This is a genomic window from Nonomuraea sp. NPDC005650, from assembly GCF_040605375.1.
Classification (GTDB): Bacteria; Actinomycetota; Actinomycetes; order Streptosporangiales; family Streptosporangiaceae; genus Nonomuraea.
Map to the genome: position 1 here is coordinate 195,215 of NZ_JBEXCR010000005.1, position 15,877 is coordinate 211,091.

16 protein-coding genes are annotated in these 15,877 nt (G+C 69.5%); 12 read left to right on the top strand and 4 right to left on the bottom strand.

Features of this window, described 5'->3' with window-relative positions; all coding sequences use genetic code 11:
- Window positions 1-30 precede the first annotated feature (30 nt).
- Window positions 31-915: a mycothiol conjugate amidase Mca gene (gene mca / locus ABZS69_RS10680; RefSeq protein ID WP_355369470.1), complete on the bottom strand. Its 885-nt coding sequence runs from the start codon at window positions 913-915 to the stop codon at window positions 31-33.
- A 135-nt stretch (window positions 916-1,050) separates the two neighbouring features.
- On the opposite strand from mca, the gene ABZS69_RS10685 reads away from it, so the two are divergent.
- The 12 genes from ABZS69_RS10685 to ABZS69_RS10740 all read left to right on the top strand — a co-directional run bounded on the left by ABZS69_RS10685 (window position 1,051) and on the right by ABZS69_RS10740 (window position 12,946).
- Window positions 1,051-1,470, top strand: coding sequence for a DUF4307 domain-containing protein (locus ABZS69_RS10685; RefSeq protein ID WP_355369472.1), 420 nt, complete (start codon window positions 1,051-1,053; stop codon window positions 1,468-1,470).
- A gap of 108 nt (window positions 1,471-1,578) precedes the next feature.
- The gene (gene greA, locus ABZS69_RS10690; RefSeq protein WP_148437100.1) at window positions 1,579-2,079 is read left to right on the top strand and encodes a transcription elongation factor GreA; all 501 of its coding nucleotides are present in this window, start codon (window positions 1,579-1,581) and stop codon (window positions 2,077-2,079) included.
- Between the two features lie 122 nt (window positions 2,080-2,201).
- Window positions 2,202-3,395, top strand: a complete 1,194-nt coding sequence (locus ABZS69_RS10695; protein ID WP_355369474.1) for a C40 family peptidase — start codon at window positions 2,202-2,204, stop codon at window positions 3,393-3,395.
- Window positions 3,396-4,059: 664 nt separating this feature from the next.
- On the top strand, window positions 4,060-4,581 hold the full coding sequence (locus ABZS69_RS10700; RefSeq protein WP_355369476.1) for a hypothetical protein: 522 nt from the start codon (window positions 4,060-4,062) through the stop codon (window positions 4,579-4,581).
- Window positions 4,582-4,830: 249 nt separating this feature from the next.
- Entirely contained in the window at window positions 4,831-6,696 is a 1,866-nt protein-coding gene (locus tag ABZS69_RS10705) for a phosphoenolpyruvate carboxykinase (GTP) (RefSeq protein ID WP_355369478.1), read from the top strand.
- Window positions 6,697-6,762: 66 nt separating this feature from the next.
- On the top strand, window positions 6,763-7,749 hold the full coding sequence (locus ABZS69_RS10710) for a TIGR04222 domain-containing membrane protein (RefSeq protein WP_355369480.1): 987 nt from the start codon (window positions 6,763-6,765) through the stop codon (window positions 7,747-7,749).
- 100 nt (window positions 7,750-7,849) lie between these two features.
- Window positions 7,850-8,755 carry a TIGR04222 domain-containing membrane protein gene (locus tag ABZS69_RS10715; RefSeq protein WP_355369482.1) on the top strand — a complete coding sequence of 302 codons (906 nt, stop codon included), beginning with the start codon at window positions 7,850-7,852 and terminating at the stop codon, window positions 8,753-8,755.
- Between the two features lies 1 nt (window position 8,756).
- On the top strand, window positions 8,757-9,602 hold the full coding sequence (locus tag ABZS69_RS10720) for a DUF692 domain-containing protein (RefSeq protein ID WP_355369484.1): 846 nt from the start codon (window positions 8,757-8,759) through the stop codon (window positions 9,600-9,602).
- Window positions 9,599-9,979 (top strand): hypothetical protein, encoded by a 381-nt coding sequence (locus ABZS69_RS10725; RefSeq protein ID WP_355369486.1) that lies wholly within the window; start codon window positions 9,599-9,601, stop codon window positions 9,977-9,979. Before ABZS69_RS10720 ends, ABZS69_RS10725 begins: the two co-directional genes overlap by 4 nt.
- 126 nt (window positions 9,980-10,105) lie before the next feature.
- Complete coding sequence (locus tag ABZS69_RS10730) at window positions 10,106-10,606, top strand: hypothetical protein (protein WP_355369488.1); 501 nt, start codon at window positions 10,106-10,108, stop codon at window positions 10,604-10,606.
- A gap of 51 nt (window positions 10,607-10,657) precedes the next feature.
- Window positions 10,658-11,419 (top strand): isoprenyl transferase, encoded by a 762-nt coding sequence (locus ABZS69_RS10735; RefSeq protein ID WP_355369490.1) that lies wholly within the window; start codon window positions 10,658-10,660, stop codon window positions 11,417-11,419.
- A gap of 207 nt (window positions 11,420-11,626) precedes the next feature.
- A complete protein-coding gene (locus ABZS69_RS10740) occupies window positions 11,627-12,946 on the top strand; it encodes a PhoH family protein (RefSeq protein WP_355369492.1) in 1,320 nt (439 codons plus the stop codon).
- Between the two features lie 31 nt (window positions 12,947-12,977).
- Here the strand turns inward: ABZS69_RS10740 and ABZS69_RS10745 are convergent, their stop codons facing one another.
- From ABZS69_RS10745 to ABZS69_RS10755, 3 genes are read right to left on the bottom strand one after another with little or no spacing between them, the layout of a single operon-like run.
- A complete protein-coding gene (locus tag ABZS69_RS10745; RefSeq protein WP_355369494.1) occupies window positions 12,978-13,484 on the bottom strand; it encodes a hypothetical protein in 507 nt (168 codons plus the stop codon).
- On the bottom strand, window positions 13,481-14,893 hold the full coding sequence (locus tag ABZS69_RS10750; protein WP_355369496.1) for a HAMP domain-containing sensor histidine kinase: 1,413 nt from the start codon (window positions 14,891-14,893) through the stop codon (window positions 13,481-13,483). Before ABZS69_RS10750 ends, ABZS69_RS10745 begins: the two co-directional genes overlap by 4 nt.
- Complete coding sequence (locus tag ABZS69_RS10755; RefSeq protein WP_192788022.1) at window positions 14,890-15,564, bottom strand: response regulator transcription factor; 675 nt, start codon at window positions 15,562-15,564, stop codon at window positions 14,890-14,892. The genes ABZS69_RS10750 and ABZS69_RS10755 overlap by 4 nt, the downstream gene beginning before the upstream one ends.
- Window positions 15,565-15,877: the final 313 nt, after the last annotated feature.

The following is a 15,877-nucleotide window of genomic DNA, read 5'->3' on the forward strand; positions in this document are numbered from 1 at the left end:
CCAGTCTGCCACTGGGGGAGCGTGGTCCCGTCAGTGGCAGGCGGGGGAGACGTCGTCGGCGTGGATGCCCGCGAACAGGTCGTCCTCCGGCAGCTCCGTGTCCACCAGCGAGCGCGCCAGGTGGTAGTCCTCGGTCGGCCAGATCTCCTGCTGCAGCTCGCGCGGGCAGACGAACCACCAGCTGTCGGGGTCGATCTGGGTGGCGTGGGCGATCAGGGCCTGGTCGCGGATCTCGAAGTAGTCGCCGCACGGCACCCGGGTGGTCACCGGCCACTTGGCCGGGCGGTCCTCCCAGCGGGAGATCCAGTCGGCGTACGGCGAGCCGAGGCCGCGCTCGGTCATCGCCTCGTGCAGCGCCTCGAAGCGCTCCTTGGTGAAGCCCATCTGGTAGTAGAGCTTCAGCGGCTGCCACGGGTCGCCCGTGCCCGGGTAGCGGTCGGGGTCGCCGGCCGCCTCGAAGGCCTCCACCGAGACCTTGTTGGTCATGATGTGGTCGGGGTGCGGGTAGCCGCCGTCGTCGTCGTACGTGATGATCACGTGCGGCCTGAACTCGCGCACGGCCGCCACCAGCGGCTCCGAGGCGTCCTCCAGCTTCTGCAAGGCGAAGCAACCGTCGGGCAGCGCCTCGTCCTCGTTCTCCGGCAGCCCGGAGTCGACGAAGCCCATGAAACGCTGCTGGACGCCAAGGATCTCGCGGGCCCGGTCCATCTCGGCCTTGCGCACCGCGGCGATGTTCGCCACGATCTCGGGCCGGTCCATCTTGGGGTTGAGCACGGAGCCCCGCTCACCGCCGGTGAGCGTACAGACCAGCACTTCCACGCCTTCGCGCACGTAACGCGCCATCGTGGCGGCGCCCTTGCTCGACTCGTCATCGGGGTGGGCGTGGACGGCCATCAGCCTCAGCGGTGCACTCACGGGCTCGATGTCTCCTCAGTAGGGACCGGTCACTCGCCCAGAGAGGCTAGTTTCTGCTGGGCGGTCGCGAGGGCACACCCCCCGCGGGCGACAATTGTCTCGGATAACGCTCAGGGAGTGCAGGGAGATTCCGCCATGGCGACCAGAGATGTCGAGAACCAACCAGTTCTCGGCACACCCGATGACTTTCCCGATCGCCCCAGACGAGGCGGCCGGTTGGTCGTCCACGTCGTGATCGGCGTGCTGGTGGCCATCATCGCGGGTGGCTGGGGCTACGTGATGTGGTCGATGACGCCGGGCGGCTCGGAGGCGCCGTCGCAGGTGGTGACGTTCAACGTCGTGAGCGCGAATCGCGCGGAGATCACCTTTGAGGTGTACAAGCCAGACGATAGGGTGGCCGTCTGCCGGATCAGGGCGCTGGACGTCTATCACGCGGAAGTGGGCAGCAAGGAAGTAAGAATCTCGGCTGGCGGGGGTAGTAAGCAGATCAAGGAAAGCCTCGACACCAGTGGTCAGGCCACTTCCGTCCACATCCAGTACTGCAATCTCGTATAGTGAGACATTTGGGGAAGCGTTGGAGCTGTTGACTTGTTAGCCTTTCGCAATTCAACCACACGTAACCTCAAGTGACCTCAGGGCCCCCTAGGCAAGCAAGGAGAACCCGTGGCCGACTCTCGCGATGAGAACGTCACATGGCTGACGCAGGAGGCGTACGACCGCCTGAAGGCGGAGTACGAATATCTCTCTGGCCCCGGGCGCGTCGACATCGCCAAGAAGATCGAAGCCGCCCGCGAAGAGGGCGACCTGCGTGAGAACGGTGGCTACCACGCCGCCAAGGACGAGCAGGGCAAGATGGAGGCCCGGATCTTCCACCTCCGGCAGATCCTCGACAACGCCCAGGTGGGAGAGGCCCCCAAGGCCGAGGGCGTGGTGGGCCCCGGCATGACCGTGACCATCAGGTTCGTCGGCGACGACGACGAGGTCACTTTCCTGCTCGCCTCCCGCGAAGAGAGTGGAGCCCCGATCGACGTCTACTCGCCGAAGTCCCCGCTGGGCGCGGCGATCAACGGCAAGAAGATCGGGGAGAAGGCGACATATTCCATGCCCAACGGCCGCCAGAACACGGTCGAGATCCTTGAGGCAGTGCCGTACATCGGCAACTGACACCCCCGCACGACGACCGCCGGGCCCACGTCGGCCCGGCGGATTTTTCGCATGGCTCCGGGATCCGGCAGGATCTCAGCTTCCTGGTCAACTCTCGTAAGCGGCGTAACACCTACAAGCTGGTGCCGTTCATCGTGGTGGCGCTGGTCGCGGTGCTGACCGCCGACGTGCTGCTGCTCGCTCGATCGGGGCAGGAGGTCGGGCTCGTACGCGCCCAGGACACGCCCGAGCAGACGCCGCTGGCGCAGCGCCGGCCGCAACAGCAGCAGGGACAGCAGCAGGGACAGCAGCAGGGGCAGCAGCAGGGGCAGCCGCAACAGCCGCCCGCCACCACGATCCAGCCCGTGGAGCCGCTGAAGAAGCTGCACAAGCCCAACCTGTTCGTGCTGACCCGCAAGCCGTTCACCAACGAGTTGTTACAGAAGGTGGCCAAGCTGCGCGGGGTGCGGGGGCTGGAGCTGGCCGACGCGGCGTCGGTCATGCTCGACGGCAAGCGGGTGCAGACGCTGGCGGTCAACCCATCCACATTCCGCTCGTACACCCCCAAAGTGACCGCTTCGTCCGACGCGCTGTGGCAGAACGTCGCGGCGGGTGACGTGGCGGTGTCGTTCGTGCTCGGCAACGACGGTGGGCTCGCGCTGCACCGGCGGGTGGCCAGCCCGGCCGGGACGCTGCGGATCGGCGCGTACGCCACCACCGGGTTCGGCGCGGTGGACGCCGTCGTGTCCAAGAACGTGGGGCGGGTCCTGGGGCTGCCGCACGACAACGCGCTCATCGTGAGCGCCCCCGACATCAACTCCGACACGCTGCGCAAGGCCATCCTCAGGCGGCTGCCCAAGGGCACGCAGGTGGCCATGGTCAACCCGGTGCTGCCCCAACCGCAGACCCCGACCCGCACCTGGACCACGGGGTCGTTCATGACGGGCGAGCAGGTCACCGTGGCGCTCAAGGCCGCCGCCTCCAAGCTCGGCCGGCCGTACGTGTGGGGGGCCGAGGGACCGGACACCTTCGACTGCTCGGGCCTGGTCCAGTGGGCCTTCGCCCAGGCGGGGGTGCGGATGCCCAGGGTGACGCACCAGCAGTGGGTGACCGGGCAGCAGGTTCCCTTCTCGCAGGCGCAGCCGGGGGATCTGATCTTCTGGCGCCTCGACCCGACCAACCCCGACTACATCTCCCATGTGGCGATCTATTGGGGTGACGGGAAGATGATCCAGGCGCCGCGCACGGGTGACGTGGTCAAGATCTCGCCGGTGCACACCCGCAATCTGGCGGGCGTCATCCGCGTGAGCCCAACCGTAGCCTCCAAGGTCCGCTAACCCACCCACCCCGGCCTTCCCACCCCACGTAGCGCGCCCCTGTGCCGATCGCCCTTGCGCCGTCGGCTCGCCACCGGGCGCGCGTCCCCCGTCGCTCGGTATCGCGCGTCACCGACGCCGCACCCGGCTGGGCACCGGCGTCGTATCGCAGGGCCCCGTGTCGCGATGCGCGCCGTGCTGCAAGCGGATGGCGGCGATGGTGGCACGCCGGGCAGCGGCCGGCGCGCACCCGGAAGGTCCCGGGGCACGACCCGCCGCGCCCATGCGCCGTGCGCTGCGCCCATGCGCCAGACCCTCGTCGCCAGTGCGCCGCCACCGCGCCGTCGCACCTTCGAGGCACGCTGCTGTGCCTCCGCAACGCACCACGGGGCCGTCGCAGGGTGGCGACGCGCTCTGCGGCGGTCCCTCCGCCACCGCGAGGCACCGCCCACGGAAGGGGTGACGGGACGGGGTGCGCAACGAACGATCGCGGAGCCGGGGCGGCGATACGCGGCGGGATAAGGCACAAGCACGCCGCCCGCACGGCACGGGCGCGCCGACCCGGCACGAGGGCACAGAGGCGCGTGTGGCGGAAGGAAGGGCGTGAGGTCAGAGGGGGTGGAGGGGAGCATAAACGCGACCTCCAACACGTGCATTAAGCCTGCAACTATGTAATGGTGATTACATGACAACAGAAGACGACACCGCGCAGATCCACGGCTGGTTCACCGGGCGGCTGCCCGAAGGCTGGTTCACCGGCGCGCCCGAGATCGTCAGGGACCGCGAGGAGATCGCGGTGCTGGGCACGCTCCCCGACCTCCCGGACGACGTGCCCGAGGCCGAGCGGGCCGCCTTGATCGAGGGGCTGGCCAGAAGGTTCAGGGAGGAGACGCGCGAGCGGCGGATCGAGATCGCCCGGGAGGCCGAGCGGAAGTTCCGGCAGAAGGTGTCCTGGGGCGTGGTCTGCGGCGGCGAGACTGTGATGTTCACCACACTGTCCGTGCCCGTGATGACCCGGCTGCGCCAGACGGAGCGGCAGGTTCTGGACACGCTCGTGGCCGCCGGGGTGGCCAGGAGCCGCAGTGACGCGCTCGCCTGGTGCGTGCGTCTGGTCGGGAAGCACACCGACACGTGGCTGGCCGACCTGCGCGACGCGCTCCAGCATGTCGACCGCGTTCGCTCCGCTGGGCCGGATGTCAATTCCTGAGACCACGCAGCGGAAACGGGCGCGGAAATGGACTAAACCACTTGGGAAATTGGTTTAGACCAGCTGAATTGGACTGGACCACTGCATGTTAATTCTCTTTTAAATCTGCTCGGGCTGGGTAGGCTCCACCAATCGTCAGGGCCCCTGCCTGCGACGACGGGCAAGGCCAACAGGTCTATGCCAATTGGCTTTCATGCCGCTTCGTCGTTAATGATGACTGGGCCCTGAGAGAGTGGAGGAGTCGCAGTCGTGTCCGTTTCCGTGGAAGTGCCCGCACCGACCAGCAATAGCGAATTGGCCGCGTGGGTCAACGAGATCGCCGCCCTGACCCAGCCAGACCGGATCGAGTGGTGCGACGGGTCCGAGGAGGAGTGGACGCGCCTGACCAACCTTCTCGTGGATCAGGGGACGTTCACGCGACTCGCCGCCCGGCCCAACAGCTTCTACGCCAAGTCCGACCCCAGCGACGTGGCCCGGGTGGAGGACCGCACCTTCATCTGCTCCGAGCGCGAGGAGGACGCGGGGCCGACCAACAACTGGATCGCCCCCGACGAGATGCGCCGGACGTTCGGGCAGCTCTTCAAGGGCTGCATGCGCGGCCGCACGATGTACGTCGTGCCGTTCTGCATGGGCCCGCTCGGCGGCGAGATCTCGCAGCTCGGCGTCGAGATCACCGACTCCCCGTACGTCGCCGTCTCCATGCGGATCATGACCAGGATGGGGGAGAGGGCTCTTCGCCTGATCGAGAAGCGCGGAGCGGCGCGAAAGGCCGGAGAGAGCGAGGGACGAGCCAACGGAGGCCGCAGCAAGCGCGACCATCAACACAGCGAGTTCGTCAAGGCGGTTCACTCCGTCGGGGCGCCGCTGGCCCACGGTCAGCAGGACGTGCCGTGGCCGTGCAGCTCGACCAAGTACATCAGCCACTTCCCGGAGACCCGCGAGATCTGGTCGTACGGCTCCGGCTACGGCGGCAACGCCCTGCTCGGCAAGAAGTGCTACGCGCTGCGCATCGCCAGCGCCATGGCCCGTGACGAGGGCTGGATGGCCGAGCACATGCTGATCCTCAAGCTCACGCCGCCGTCCGGCGAGACCCGCTACATCGCGGCCGCCTTCCCGAGCGCCTGCGGCAAGACCAACCTCGCCATGCTCCAGCCCACGATCCCAGGCTGGAAGGTCGAGACGATCGGCGACGACATCGCCTGGATGCGCTTCGGCGACGACGGCCGCCTGTACGCGATCAACCCGGAGGCCGGCTTCTTCGGCGTCGCGCCCGGCACCGGCCAGGTGACCAACGCCAACGCGATCAGGACGCTCTGGGGCAACAGCATCTTCACCAACGTCGCGCTCACCGACGACGGCGACGTGTGGTGGGAGGGGCTGACGGAGGAGCCGCCGGCGCACCTGACCGACTGGAAGGGGCGTTCCTGGACGCCCGAGAGCGGCGAGCCCGCCGCCCACCCGAACGCCCGCTTCACCACTCCCGCCGCGCAGTGCCCGACCATCGCACCCGAGTGGCAGGATCCCAAGGGCGTGCCCATCTCGGCGATCCTGTTCGGCGGTCGCCGCGCCACCGCGGTGCCGCTGGTCACCGAGTCGCTGAGCTGGGAGCACGGCGTCTTTCTCGGAGCCAACGTCGCCTCCGAGAAGACCGCCGCGGCCGAGGGCAAGGTGGGCGAGCTGCGCCACGACCCGTTCGCCATGCTGCCGTTCTGCGGCTACAACATGGGCGACTACTTCGACCACTGGCTGGAGATCGGCCGCCGCAAGGGCGCCGAGCTCCCGCGGATCTACTACGTCAACTGGTTCCGCAAGAACGCCGAGGGCAAGTTCGTCTGGCCGGGCTTCGGCGAGAACAGCCGCGTGCTCAAGTGGATCGTCGACCGGCTCAACGGCGAGGCCAAGGCCGTGCCGACGGCGATCGGCCTGCTGCCGGCCGACCTCGACACCGAGGGCCTGGACCTGTCCGAGGAGGACCTGCGCACGCTCCTGTCCGTCGACAAGGAAGTGTGGCGCGAGGAGGCGTCGCTGATCCCGGCCCACTTCGACAAGTTCGGCTCGCATCTGCCGAAGGAACTGTGGGACGAGTACAACGCCCTGCTGGATCGGCTCGGCTGACCCCCTTGTGCGGTACGGCGGCTGCGTCTAACTTGACGGACTGCCGTACCGCTAGGAGGGGCCGCCGTGGACTACTTCCTGCTCTTCGCCGCGCTGGGCGTGGTCTTCCTGGTCAACGTGGCGGAACAGAGCGTCGAGCGCGAGCGCAGACGCGTCAGCGAGCCGGAGCCCACGGGCGCCGGGCATGATCTGTCCCACTACGAGCTGGCCTACCTGTCCGGCGGGCCTCGGCGGGCCATCAACACGGCGCTGGCCGTCCTCGCGAGGGCCGGCGCCGTTCGCGTGTCACGGGGGTCGCAGGTCACCGCCGTGTACGGCGCGCGGCCCTCGCCGGTGCCGATCGAGCAGGCCGTGCTGGACGCGCTGGCCGCCAGGCCGGGCGGCTACCGGGCCGGCGAGCTGCGGCGGGCGCTGGAGGCGCATCCGGCGCCGGCCGGGCTGGCCGGCGGCCTCCGGGCACGCGGCCTGATCGTGCCGGAGGAGGCGTTCGGGACGGCGTGGCGGCGCAGGAAGCTGCAGAAGGCGGCCGTGGCTGTGGCGGGCGGGTTCGCGCTGCTGGTGGTCGCGCTGGCCGCCGCCCGGCTGGCGGCCAAGGAGCCGGTCTTCCTTGGGGTGCTGTTCTTCACCGTGATCGCGGTCGTCTCGGGGCTCGCCGCGCTCGCCCGGCAGCGTCGCAGGCTGCGGAACGTCCTCACCAAGGAGGGGCGCGCGGTCCTGCTGTCGGCGCGCGGGCATCACCCGAGAGGCGTGCACGACCAGAGCTCCCTGGCCCTGGCGGTCGGGATACCCGTCGCGCTGTACGGGCTGCAGGACGCCGGGGACCAGAGCCTGTGCGACGAACTCTCGGCCGGCGACCCGGGAGGCGACTGCGCCGGCGCCTGCGGGACGTACGGCGGCGGCGACGGCACGACGTTCGGCAGCGACTCCTCGGGCGGCTTCGGCGGAATGGACTTCGGCGGCGGATCGTCGAGTTGCGGCGGGAGCTCGTCGAGTTGCGGCAGCGGTTCCAGTTGCGGAGGCGGCGGTTCGAGCTGCGGCGGCGGGAGCAGCTGACAGAATTCGAATAATCTAAATGAGCAGAACGAAACCTTTACCTTTGCCTTACGCGTCCTTCCGATAACAGCCTGATCCGGCTGCACGGAGGGAGGCCTAAATGGACCTGTTCCTGCTGATCCTTTCGGTGGCTCTGGCGGCGATAGCCCTCACCACCGCCTCCGCATTCAAACGCGAGAAAGCCGTCCCGACGACGTCCCGTACTCGCGCCATGGGCCAGAAACTGGGCCATTACGAGCTCGCCTATCTGGCGGGCGGCCCCGAGCAGGTGGCCGGCACGGCCATCGCGCTCCTTACCGGCTCGGGAGATCTGCGCGTGTCACGCGGGGGACACGTGCACACCGTCCACGCGCCGTCGGTGTCGCGGGACCCCATCGAGCAGGCGACGCTGGCCACCGTCGCCGACCGTTCCGGACTCCCGGCGTCCGCGCTCAAGATCGAGGTACGCAGGAGCCTGGCCATGGACGCGCTCAAGCGCCACCTCATGGACACCGGCCTGGTCCTGCCCGGCGACCGCGCCAGGCGGCTCCGACGGCTGGCCGCCGGGCTCCAGGTGGTGTCGGCGCTGGCCTTCGCGGGAGTCGTGGCGGCCGTGGTCACCGTGGTCACCGAGGGCACGAAGCCGCTGCTGATGATCTCGCTGATCGCCCTGGCGCTCACCGGCGCGGGCGCGGCCGGCGTGATCCGCAACCGCAGGAGGTCCCGCCGCGACGCGCTCACCGCCCACGGGGTGGAGCGGCTGGGCAACGCCAGGAAGAGGTACCCGCTGGGCTCGGGGGACGAGCGGGTGCGCACCGCGCTGTACGGCCCGAGCGCGCGGCTGAAGGCCGACCTGCGGGTGGCCAAGGCAGCCGGCCGGCCGAGGCGGCGGCCGACGTACGGTGGCGGATACAGCAGCGGAGGCGGCTGCGGCGGGGCGTCCCACCACGGCTGCGGCAGCGGCTCGTCGGGCTGTGGCGGCGGCAGCGGGTGCGGCGGCGGTGGCTGCGGAGGAGGAGGAAGCTGACATGGCCGAGCCGGGAGCCGGGCAGCGCACCGGGGGCGAGCTGGGGGTGGGGATCGGCTGGCGGGCCGAGCTGGACCTGTCCATCGAGCGGATGCCCGGCGTCGACTTCCTGGAGGTCGTCGCCGAGAACATCAAGCCCGCCGACCTCCCCGAGTCGTTACGCGTGCTGCGGGCCAGGGGCCTGCCGGTCATCCCGCACGGGGTGTCGCTCGGCGTCGGCGGCGCCGAGCCGCCCTCCCCGGCCCGGCTCGCCCACCTGGCCGCCTGCGCGGAGGTGCTGGACGCGCCGCTGGTCAGCGAGCACCTGGCGTTCGTAAGGGGCGGCGGCATCGAGGTCGGGCACCTGCTGCCCGTCCCGCGCACTCGCGAGTCTCTGCGGGTCATCGCCGAGAACGTGCGCAGGGCGCAGGACGCGCTGCCGGTGCCGCTCGCCCTGGAGAACGTCGCGGCCATCTTCGGCTGGCCGGACGACGAGCTGACCGAGGCCCAGTTCCTCGCCGAGCTGGTCGAGCGGACCGGGGTCGGGCTGCTGATAGACGTGGCCAACCTCTACACCAACCAGTACAACCTGGGGCTGTCGGCCACGGACGCGCTCGACGCGCTGCCGCTCGAACACCTCGCGTACGTCCACGTCGCCGGCGGGGAGGAGCACCACGGCATCTGGCACGACACGCACACCGCCTCCGCGCCTGGGCCGGTGCTCGACCTGCTCACGGAGCTGTGCGCCCGCGCCACCCCGCCGGGCGCGCTGCTGGAGTGGGACGACGACTACCCGAGCGACGCCGCCCTGGAGAGCGAGCTGGCCAGGATCCGCACGGCGATGTCCGTGGCCCGGGAGCCCGGATGACCGACCAGCGGGGGGAGGCGGACGCCGAGGGGCTGGAGGCGGTCCGGCGGCGGCTGGCCCAGGCGCAGGGGCACGTGGTGGCCGCGCTCGTCGCCGGGGCCGAGGTGCCCCAGGGGTTCGACCCGGAGCGGATGCGGGTGCAGGCGTCGAGCCTGGTCGCCAAGCGGCGCGGCATCGTGGCCAGGATCCGGCCCGACGCCGCCGCCGCGGCCGGCTCCGACCTGGCCGCGGAGTTCGCCGCCTACGCGCGCTCCCGCGGCGAGCCCCCGCCCAACTACCGCACCGACGCGAACGACTTCGCCGACTGGCTGCGCGAGCGCGGCCGCATGCCCGGCCCGCCGCGCAAACCCCGTTGGTGGTCGCGTTTTCTCCCGTGATTCCCTCTGGCCACATCTGGCCAGGGGCGGATCCGGCATAGCCGGTTTAACCGACATTCGGCCGGAAACCGTCAGAGAATGGGGGGATTGCGTTGCGTCGACGGGTCTTATCTGACCGTCACACCAGTGGCATGCAGGGACAGCGTCGGCACGCCGTACGAGGTCACCCTTGAGCTGCGCCGCGACGGCACGCCGTACGGGAGCGTCGGGGAGCGGTGCGGCTGGCTGCTCGCGCGCCTGGCGCGCGGCGTGGACGAGGCCCGCCGGGGACGGGGAGCGGCCAAGCGGTGGGCGGACCCCGACGACAGGTTCCCCGAGGAGGAGCCGGACAGCGAGCTGTTCTCCTTCCGCTACCGCACCAGGGCGGGCCTGGTGGGCGGCGGGGAGCTGCGCTGCCAGCTCAGGACCATCCCCGTGTGGCAGGCCGCCGAGGGCGAGTGGCGGCTGACCAGAAGGGCGTACGTGGAGGCGTGGGGCTCGACGGGCGTGGGCATGCGGGCGGTGCTGACGTCGTCGGAGCTGTCGGTGTTCGTCCGGAGTCTTGTGGATGAGGCGGAAGGATGTCTAGAAGGTAGAGATCTGGCGAGGAATCCCCTAGAGGGAGCAGGCACGGGCGATTCGCGGTGATAATTGCCTGTTGGGTCATGCGACCGAAGGCAACCGCTGGGGAGGCACTCCGTGGGCCTGCGCGATCTGGTCTACCGGCTGTATGAGCACCGGCTGGAGTCCAAGCTGTCGAAGGACATCATCCCCAGGCACGTCGGGGTGATCATCGACGGCAACCGCCGCTGGGCACGTGCGATGGGCATGCGTGATGTCGCCACCGGCCATCGCAAGGGCGCGGACAAGATCTCGGAGCTGCTCAGCTGGTGCCGCGAGACGGGCGTCGAGGTCGTCACCGTCTGGATGTTGTCCAACGACAACCTCAACCGGCCGAAGGAGGAGCTGGAGCCCCTGCTGCGCATCATCGAGGACGTGACGCAGGAGCTGGTGGACGAGGGCTGGCGGATCAGCCCGGTCGGCGCGCTGGATCTGCTGCCAGCCCGAACGGCGAATGTCCTAAAAAACGCAAAGGAAGCATCATCACACCGTCCAGGCCTGATTGTGAACGTTGCAGTTGGGTATGGAGGAAGGCGTGAGATTGCCGATGCGGTGCGCTCACTGCTCCAGGAGCAAGCGAGCAAAGGGGCGAGCATCGAGGACCTCGTCGAGGTGCTCGATGTGGAGCACATCGCGGAGCATCTCTACACTCGCGGCCAACCCGACCCGGATCTCCTCATCCGGACCTCGGGCGAGCAGCGCCTGTCCGGCTTCATGCTCTGGCAGAGCGCTCACTCAGAGTTCTACTTCCACGAGGCCTACTGGCCTGACTTCCGCAGGGTTGACTTCCTGCGGGCGCTGCGCGATTACGCTGCGAGACACCGACGTTACGGTTCATGACGCGACAACGGGGCATTCAGAACGTAACGTAGTAAATGTCCGACCGCAGGCCGGACATTTCGGAGAGGGCCCGCCTTTGCACCAAGATCTGCCGAGGGGGGCCGGTACCCGGCGCCGACGGCAGCTCGCGGTCGGGGATGAGGGACCGGTCCGAATCCCGCCTCGTCTGCAGGGCGCTCGCGCTTATGGGCGCCCGGGGGAGAACGTGTGGCAGTGTCCTCGAGCAACCCTACTCACCAGTCGGCCAAGCGCACGTACGTGCTGGACACGTCGGTCCTGCTAGCCGACCCGGCGGCCATGACCCGCTTCGCCGAGCACGACGTGGTTCTTCCGATCGTGGTCATCACCGAGCTGGAGGGGAAGCGGCACCATCCCGAGCTTGGCTACTTCGCCAGGAAGGCCCTGCGCTACCTCGACGACCTGCGGATCCAGTACGGCAGGCTCGACGAGGCGATGCCGACAGGTGACGGCACCATCAGGGTTGAGCTCAATCACAGCGATCCGTCGATCCTGCCAGTCGGGTTCCGCCTGGGTGACAACGACACCCGCATCCTCACCGTGGCCCGCTCGCTGGCCGCGGAGGGTTGCGACGTGGTCCTGGTGTCCAAGGACCTGCCGCTGCGGGTCAAGGCGGCCTCGATCGGCCTGGCGGCCGAGGAATACCGCGCCGAGCTCGTACACGAGTCGGGCTGGACGGGTATGGCCGAGGTCCAGGTGACCGCGGAGGACGTCGAGACACTCTTCGACCAGGGCAGCGCCGACCTGGAGGAGGTCAGGGACCTGCCGGCGCACACCGGCCTGCGGCTGCTGTCGGCCAAGGGCTCGGCGCTCGGCCGGGTGCAGCCGGACAAGTCGGTGAAGCTCGTCCGCGGCGACCGCGAGGTGTTCGGCCTGCACGGCCGCTCCGCCGAGCAGCGCATCGCGCTCGACCTGCTGATGGACCCGGAGATCGGCATCGTCTCGCTGGGCGGCCGGGCCGGCACCGGCAAGTCGGCGCTCGCGCTCTGCGCGGGCCTGGAGGCGGTCCTGGAGCGCCGCCAGCACCGCAAGGTGGTCGTCTTCCGCCCCCTGTACGCCGTGGGCGGCCAGGAGCTCGGCTACCTGCCGGGCACCGAGGGCGAGAAGATGGGCCCGTGGGCGCAGGCGGTCTACGACACGCTGGGCGCGATCACCTCGCCCGAGGTGATCGAGGAGGTGCTCGACAGGGGCATGCTGGAGGTGCTCCCGCTGACGCACATCCGGGGCCGGTCGCTGCACGACGCGTTCGTGATCGTGGACGAGGCCCAGTCGCTGGAGCGCGGGGTGCTGCTGACCGTGCTGAGCCGGATCGGCGCCAACTCGCGGGTCGTGCTCACCCACGACGTGGCCCAGCGCGACAACCTCCGCGTCGGCCGGCACGACGGCGTGGTGGCGGTGGTGGAGAAGCTCAAGGGCCACCCGCTCTTCGCGCACGTCACGCTGACCAGGTCGGAGCGTTCGCCGATCGCGGCGCTGGTGACGGAGATGCTCGAGGACATCACGATGTGATCGTGGGCCGCCGGAGGGCGGCCCACCATGATCACTTGAGTTCGCCGCAGGTGTGCTGCCCCTCCGACTCGGAGGGGCGGTTCACGTTGTCCCGGACGACCTTCACCATCTCGTACGCCGCGTCCTGCTGGGCCGTGCAGACGATCTGCGCCAGGCCGAGTTTGGTGAGCGTGCCGTCGCCCCTGATGTAGACGGTCAGCGTCGAGGTGCGCGGCAACTGGACCTCGTCCCGCTGCACGGGGTTCAGCGAGTCCTTGATCCCCAGGTACGTGAACCCGCGCAGCGCGGTGTCCCGCCCGCCGTCGAGGGGCTGCGAGGAGGCCGCGAACAGCGCGCTGAGCAGGCTGGCGACGGTGTCGTTCTCGACGTCGGCCGCTTCCAGGGCGAGCTTGCCGCTCCTGATCAGGAAGATCGTCTTGGAGGGCGGCGGGATCTTGATGGTGGGCGCGTTGCCCCGGTCCTGGACGTCCGTGGGCGAGATGCCGCAGGCCGTCAGGGCGAGCAGGAGGACGAGCGCGAGAGCGCGGACAGCGGTCATGAGTGTGGTAGCCAGACCGTGAAGAGCGTGCCGGGATTCTGCAGGCGTACGGAGATCGTGCCGCCGTGGAGGTGGACGTTGGCGCGGGCGATCGCGAGGCCGAGGCCGCTGCCCTGGCTGCGGGCCCGGCCCGCGCCGGCCTTGAAGAAACGGTCGAAGACGTGCGGCAGCGCCTCGCGCGGTATGCCCTTGCCGTGGTCGCGCACCTTCACCTCCAGGCCGTTCTCGGTGCCTCTGGCGCTCACCGTGATCGGGGGCTGCCCGTGCTTGAGCGCGTTGCCGACCAGGTTGGCCACGATGACGTCGAACCTCCTCGGGTCGAGGTTCACCGTCAAGCCCTGGGACGCCTTCACCTGCACCTGGTCGCTCCAGCCGCGCACCTCCAGGCAGTCCGCGATGGCGTCGGCCACGTTCACCGGCTCGACGTTGAGCGTGGCCGTGCCCGCGTCGAAGCGGCTGATCTCGATGAGGTGCTCGACCAGCTCGCGCAGGCGTTCGATCTCCCTGAGCACCAGCCGGACGGCCTCGGCCGGCGCCTCGGGCAGCCGGCCCGCCTCCTCGGAGAGCATGTCGGCCACGGCCGTCATGGCGGTCAGGGGCGTGCGCAGCTCGTGCGAGACGTCCGCCACGAACCTGCGTGACATGGCCTCCAGCGAGCGCAGCTCGGACACGCTCAGCTCCAGCGCCGCGGCCGCGTCGTTGAAGCGGGCGGTCAGCTCGGCCAGCTCGTCCTGCCCGTGGACGGGCAGGCGCGTGTCCAGCCGCCCCTGGCCGAGCGCCTGCGCGGCCGCGCTGAGCCGCCGGACCGGCAGCAGCACCTGCCTGGCCGACAGCAGCGCCACGACCAGCGCGATCAGCACGATGGCGGCGCCGGCCTGGGCGAGCGTGGCCCTGAGCGCGTTGAGCTGGTTCTCGTCGCCCCGCATCGGGAAGAACACGAACGCGCGCAGCCCCGTGGCCTGGGGCGTGCCGTTGAAGTCGCGATAGACCTCGGCGCCGACGATGAGCCAGAGCTCGTTGCGGATGACCTTGCGCTGGGTGACCACGCTCTGCTTGGCCCGGCCGTAGAGCTCGTTGGGCACGTCGCTCATGGTCATGGGGCCTTCGAGGGAGACCAGGCCGCCGTACTCGACGATCACGCTGCGGCCCGGCCCGCTGAGCCCGGCGGCGACGCGGTCCAGCTCCTTGATGGTCGGCGCGGCTTCGCCGGGCGCGAGCTTGCCGACGGGGAAGGTGATGCCGCCCAGCTCTCTGATCACGAGGTCGAGTGAGGTGTTCTCCTCGCGGGTCACGAGCGCGGTCTTGGCCAGCTCGAAGCCGATGGTGGCGACCAGCAGCGAGGCGGTGACCGCGACCAGCGTGAACGTGATGACGAGGCGGGCGCGCAGCCCCGTGGGAAGGGGGATCACGGAGGGCTGAAGCGGTAGCCGAACCCGCGCACCGTGTGGATGAACACGGGCTCGGCCGGCTTCGGCTCGATCTTGGCCCGGATCCGCTGCACGCAGGCGTCCACCAGCCGGGAGTCGGCGATGTGCGTGTGGTCCCACACCTCGCGCAGCAGGTAGCGGCGGTTGAGCACCTGGCCGGGGTGGCGTACGAGCTCCAGCAGCAGCCGCAGCTCGGTCGGCGTCAGATGGATCTCCTTGTTGGCCAGCATGACCTTGAGCGCGCCCCGGTCGATCACGAGGTCGCCGAAGGTGATGCGATCGGAGGCGGCGGACTCGGCCCTGCGCAGGATGGCGCGGATGCGAGCGTCCAGGACCCGGGGCTCGACCGGCTTGACCACGTAGTCGTCCGCGCCGGCCTCCAGCCCGACCACCACGTCCAGGTCGTCGCCGCGGGCCGTGAGCAGGATGACGGGGAGCTGGTCGAGCTTGCGTACGCGGCGGCACACCTCGATCCCGTCGATCCCCGGGAGCATCACGTCGAGGATCGCGATCTCCGGGCGGCGGGCCCTGATGTGGTCGAGCGCCTCCTCGCCCGTCGCGTACGACGTGACGGAGTGTCCCTGCCGGGTCAGCGCCAGCTCTAGAGCCATGCGGACCGAGGGGTCGTCTTCAACCAGAAGGATGCCAGCCACGCACAAATTATTATTCCATGTCCCGAATGCCCGAACTAAGTCACCAAACTGTGACGTGTCCCTGATGGGACATCAAAGTAGGCAAGGCAGCCTGGAAGCGGCTTCCCTTCGGTTCACGGGCGCCCGAGGGGGAGCCGTCCTTTGTGTGAGCAATATCACACTATTTCGGAAACGCCACGCTTACCAGCAAGTTAGCCAACGGGGTCCCAAGCGATTCTCGCGTTTCGGTTGCGGACCACCCCCCATGACAAGGCAAGCTCATGGTTCGTGAGCCCCGGTCCGCAGTTGAGTGAGCGCCCGTCGAAGGAAGACC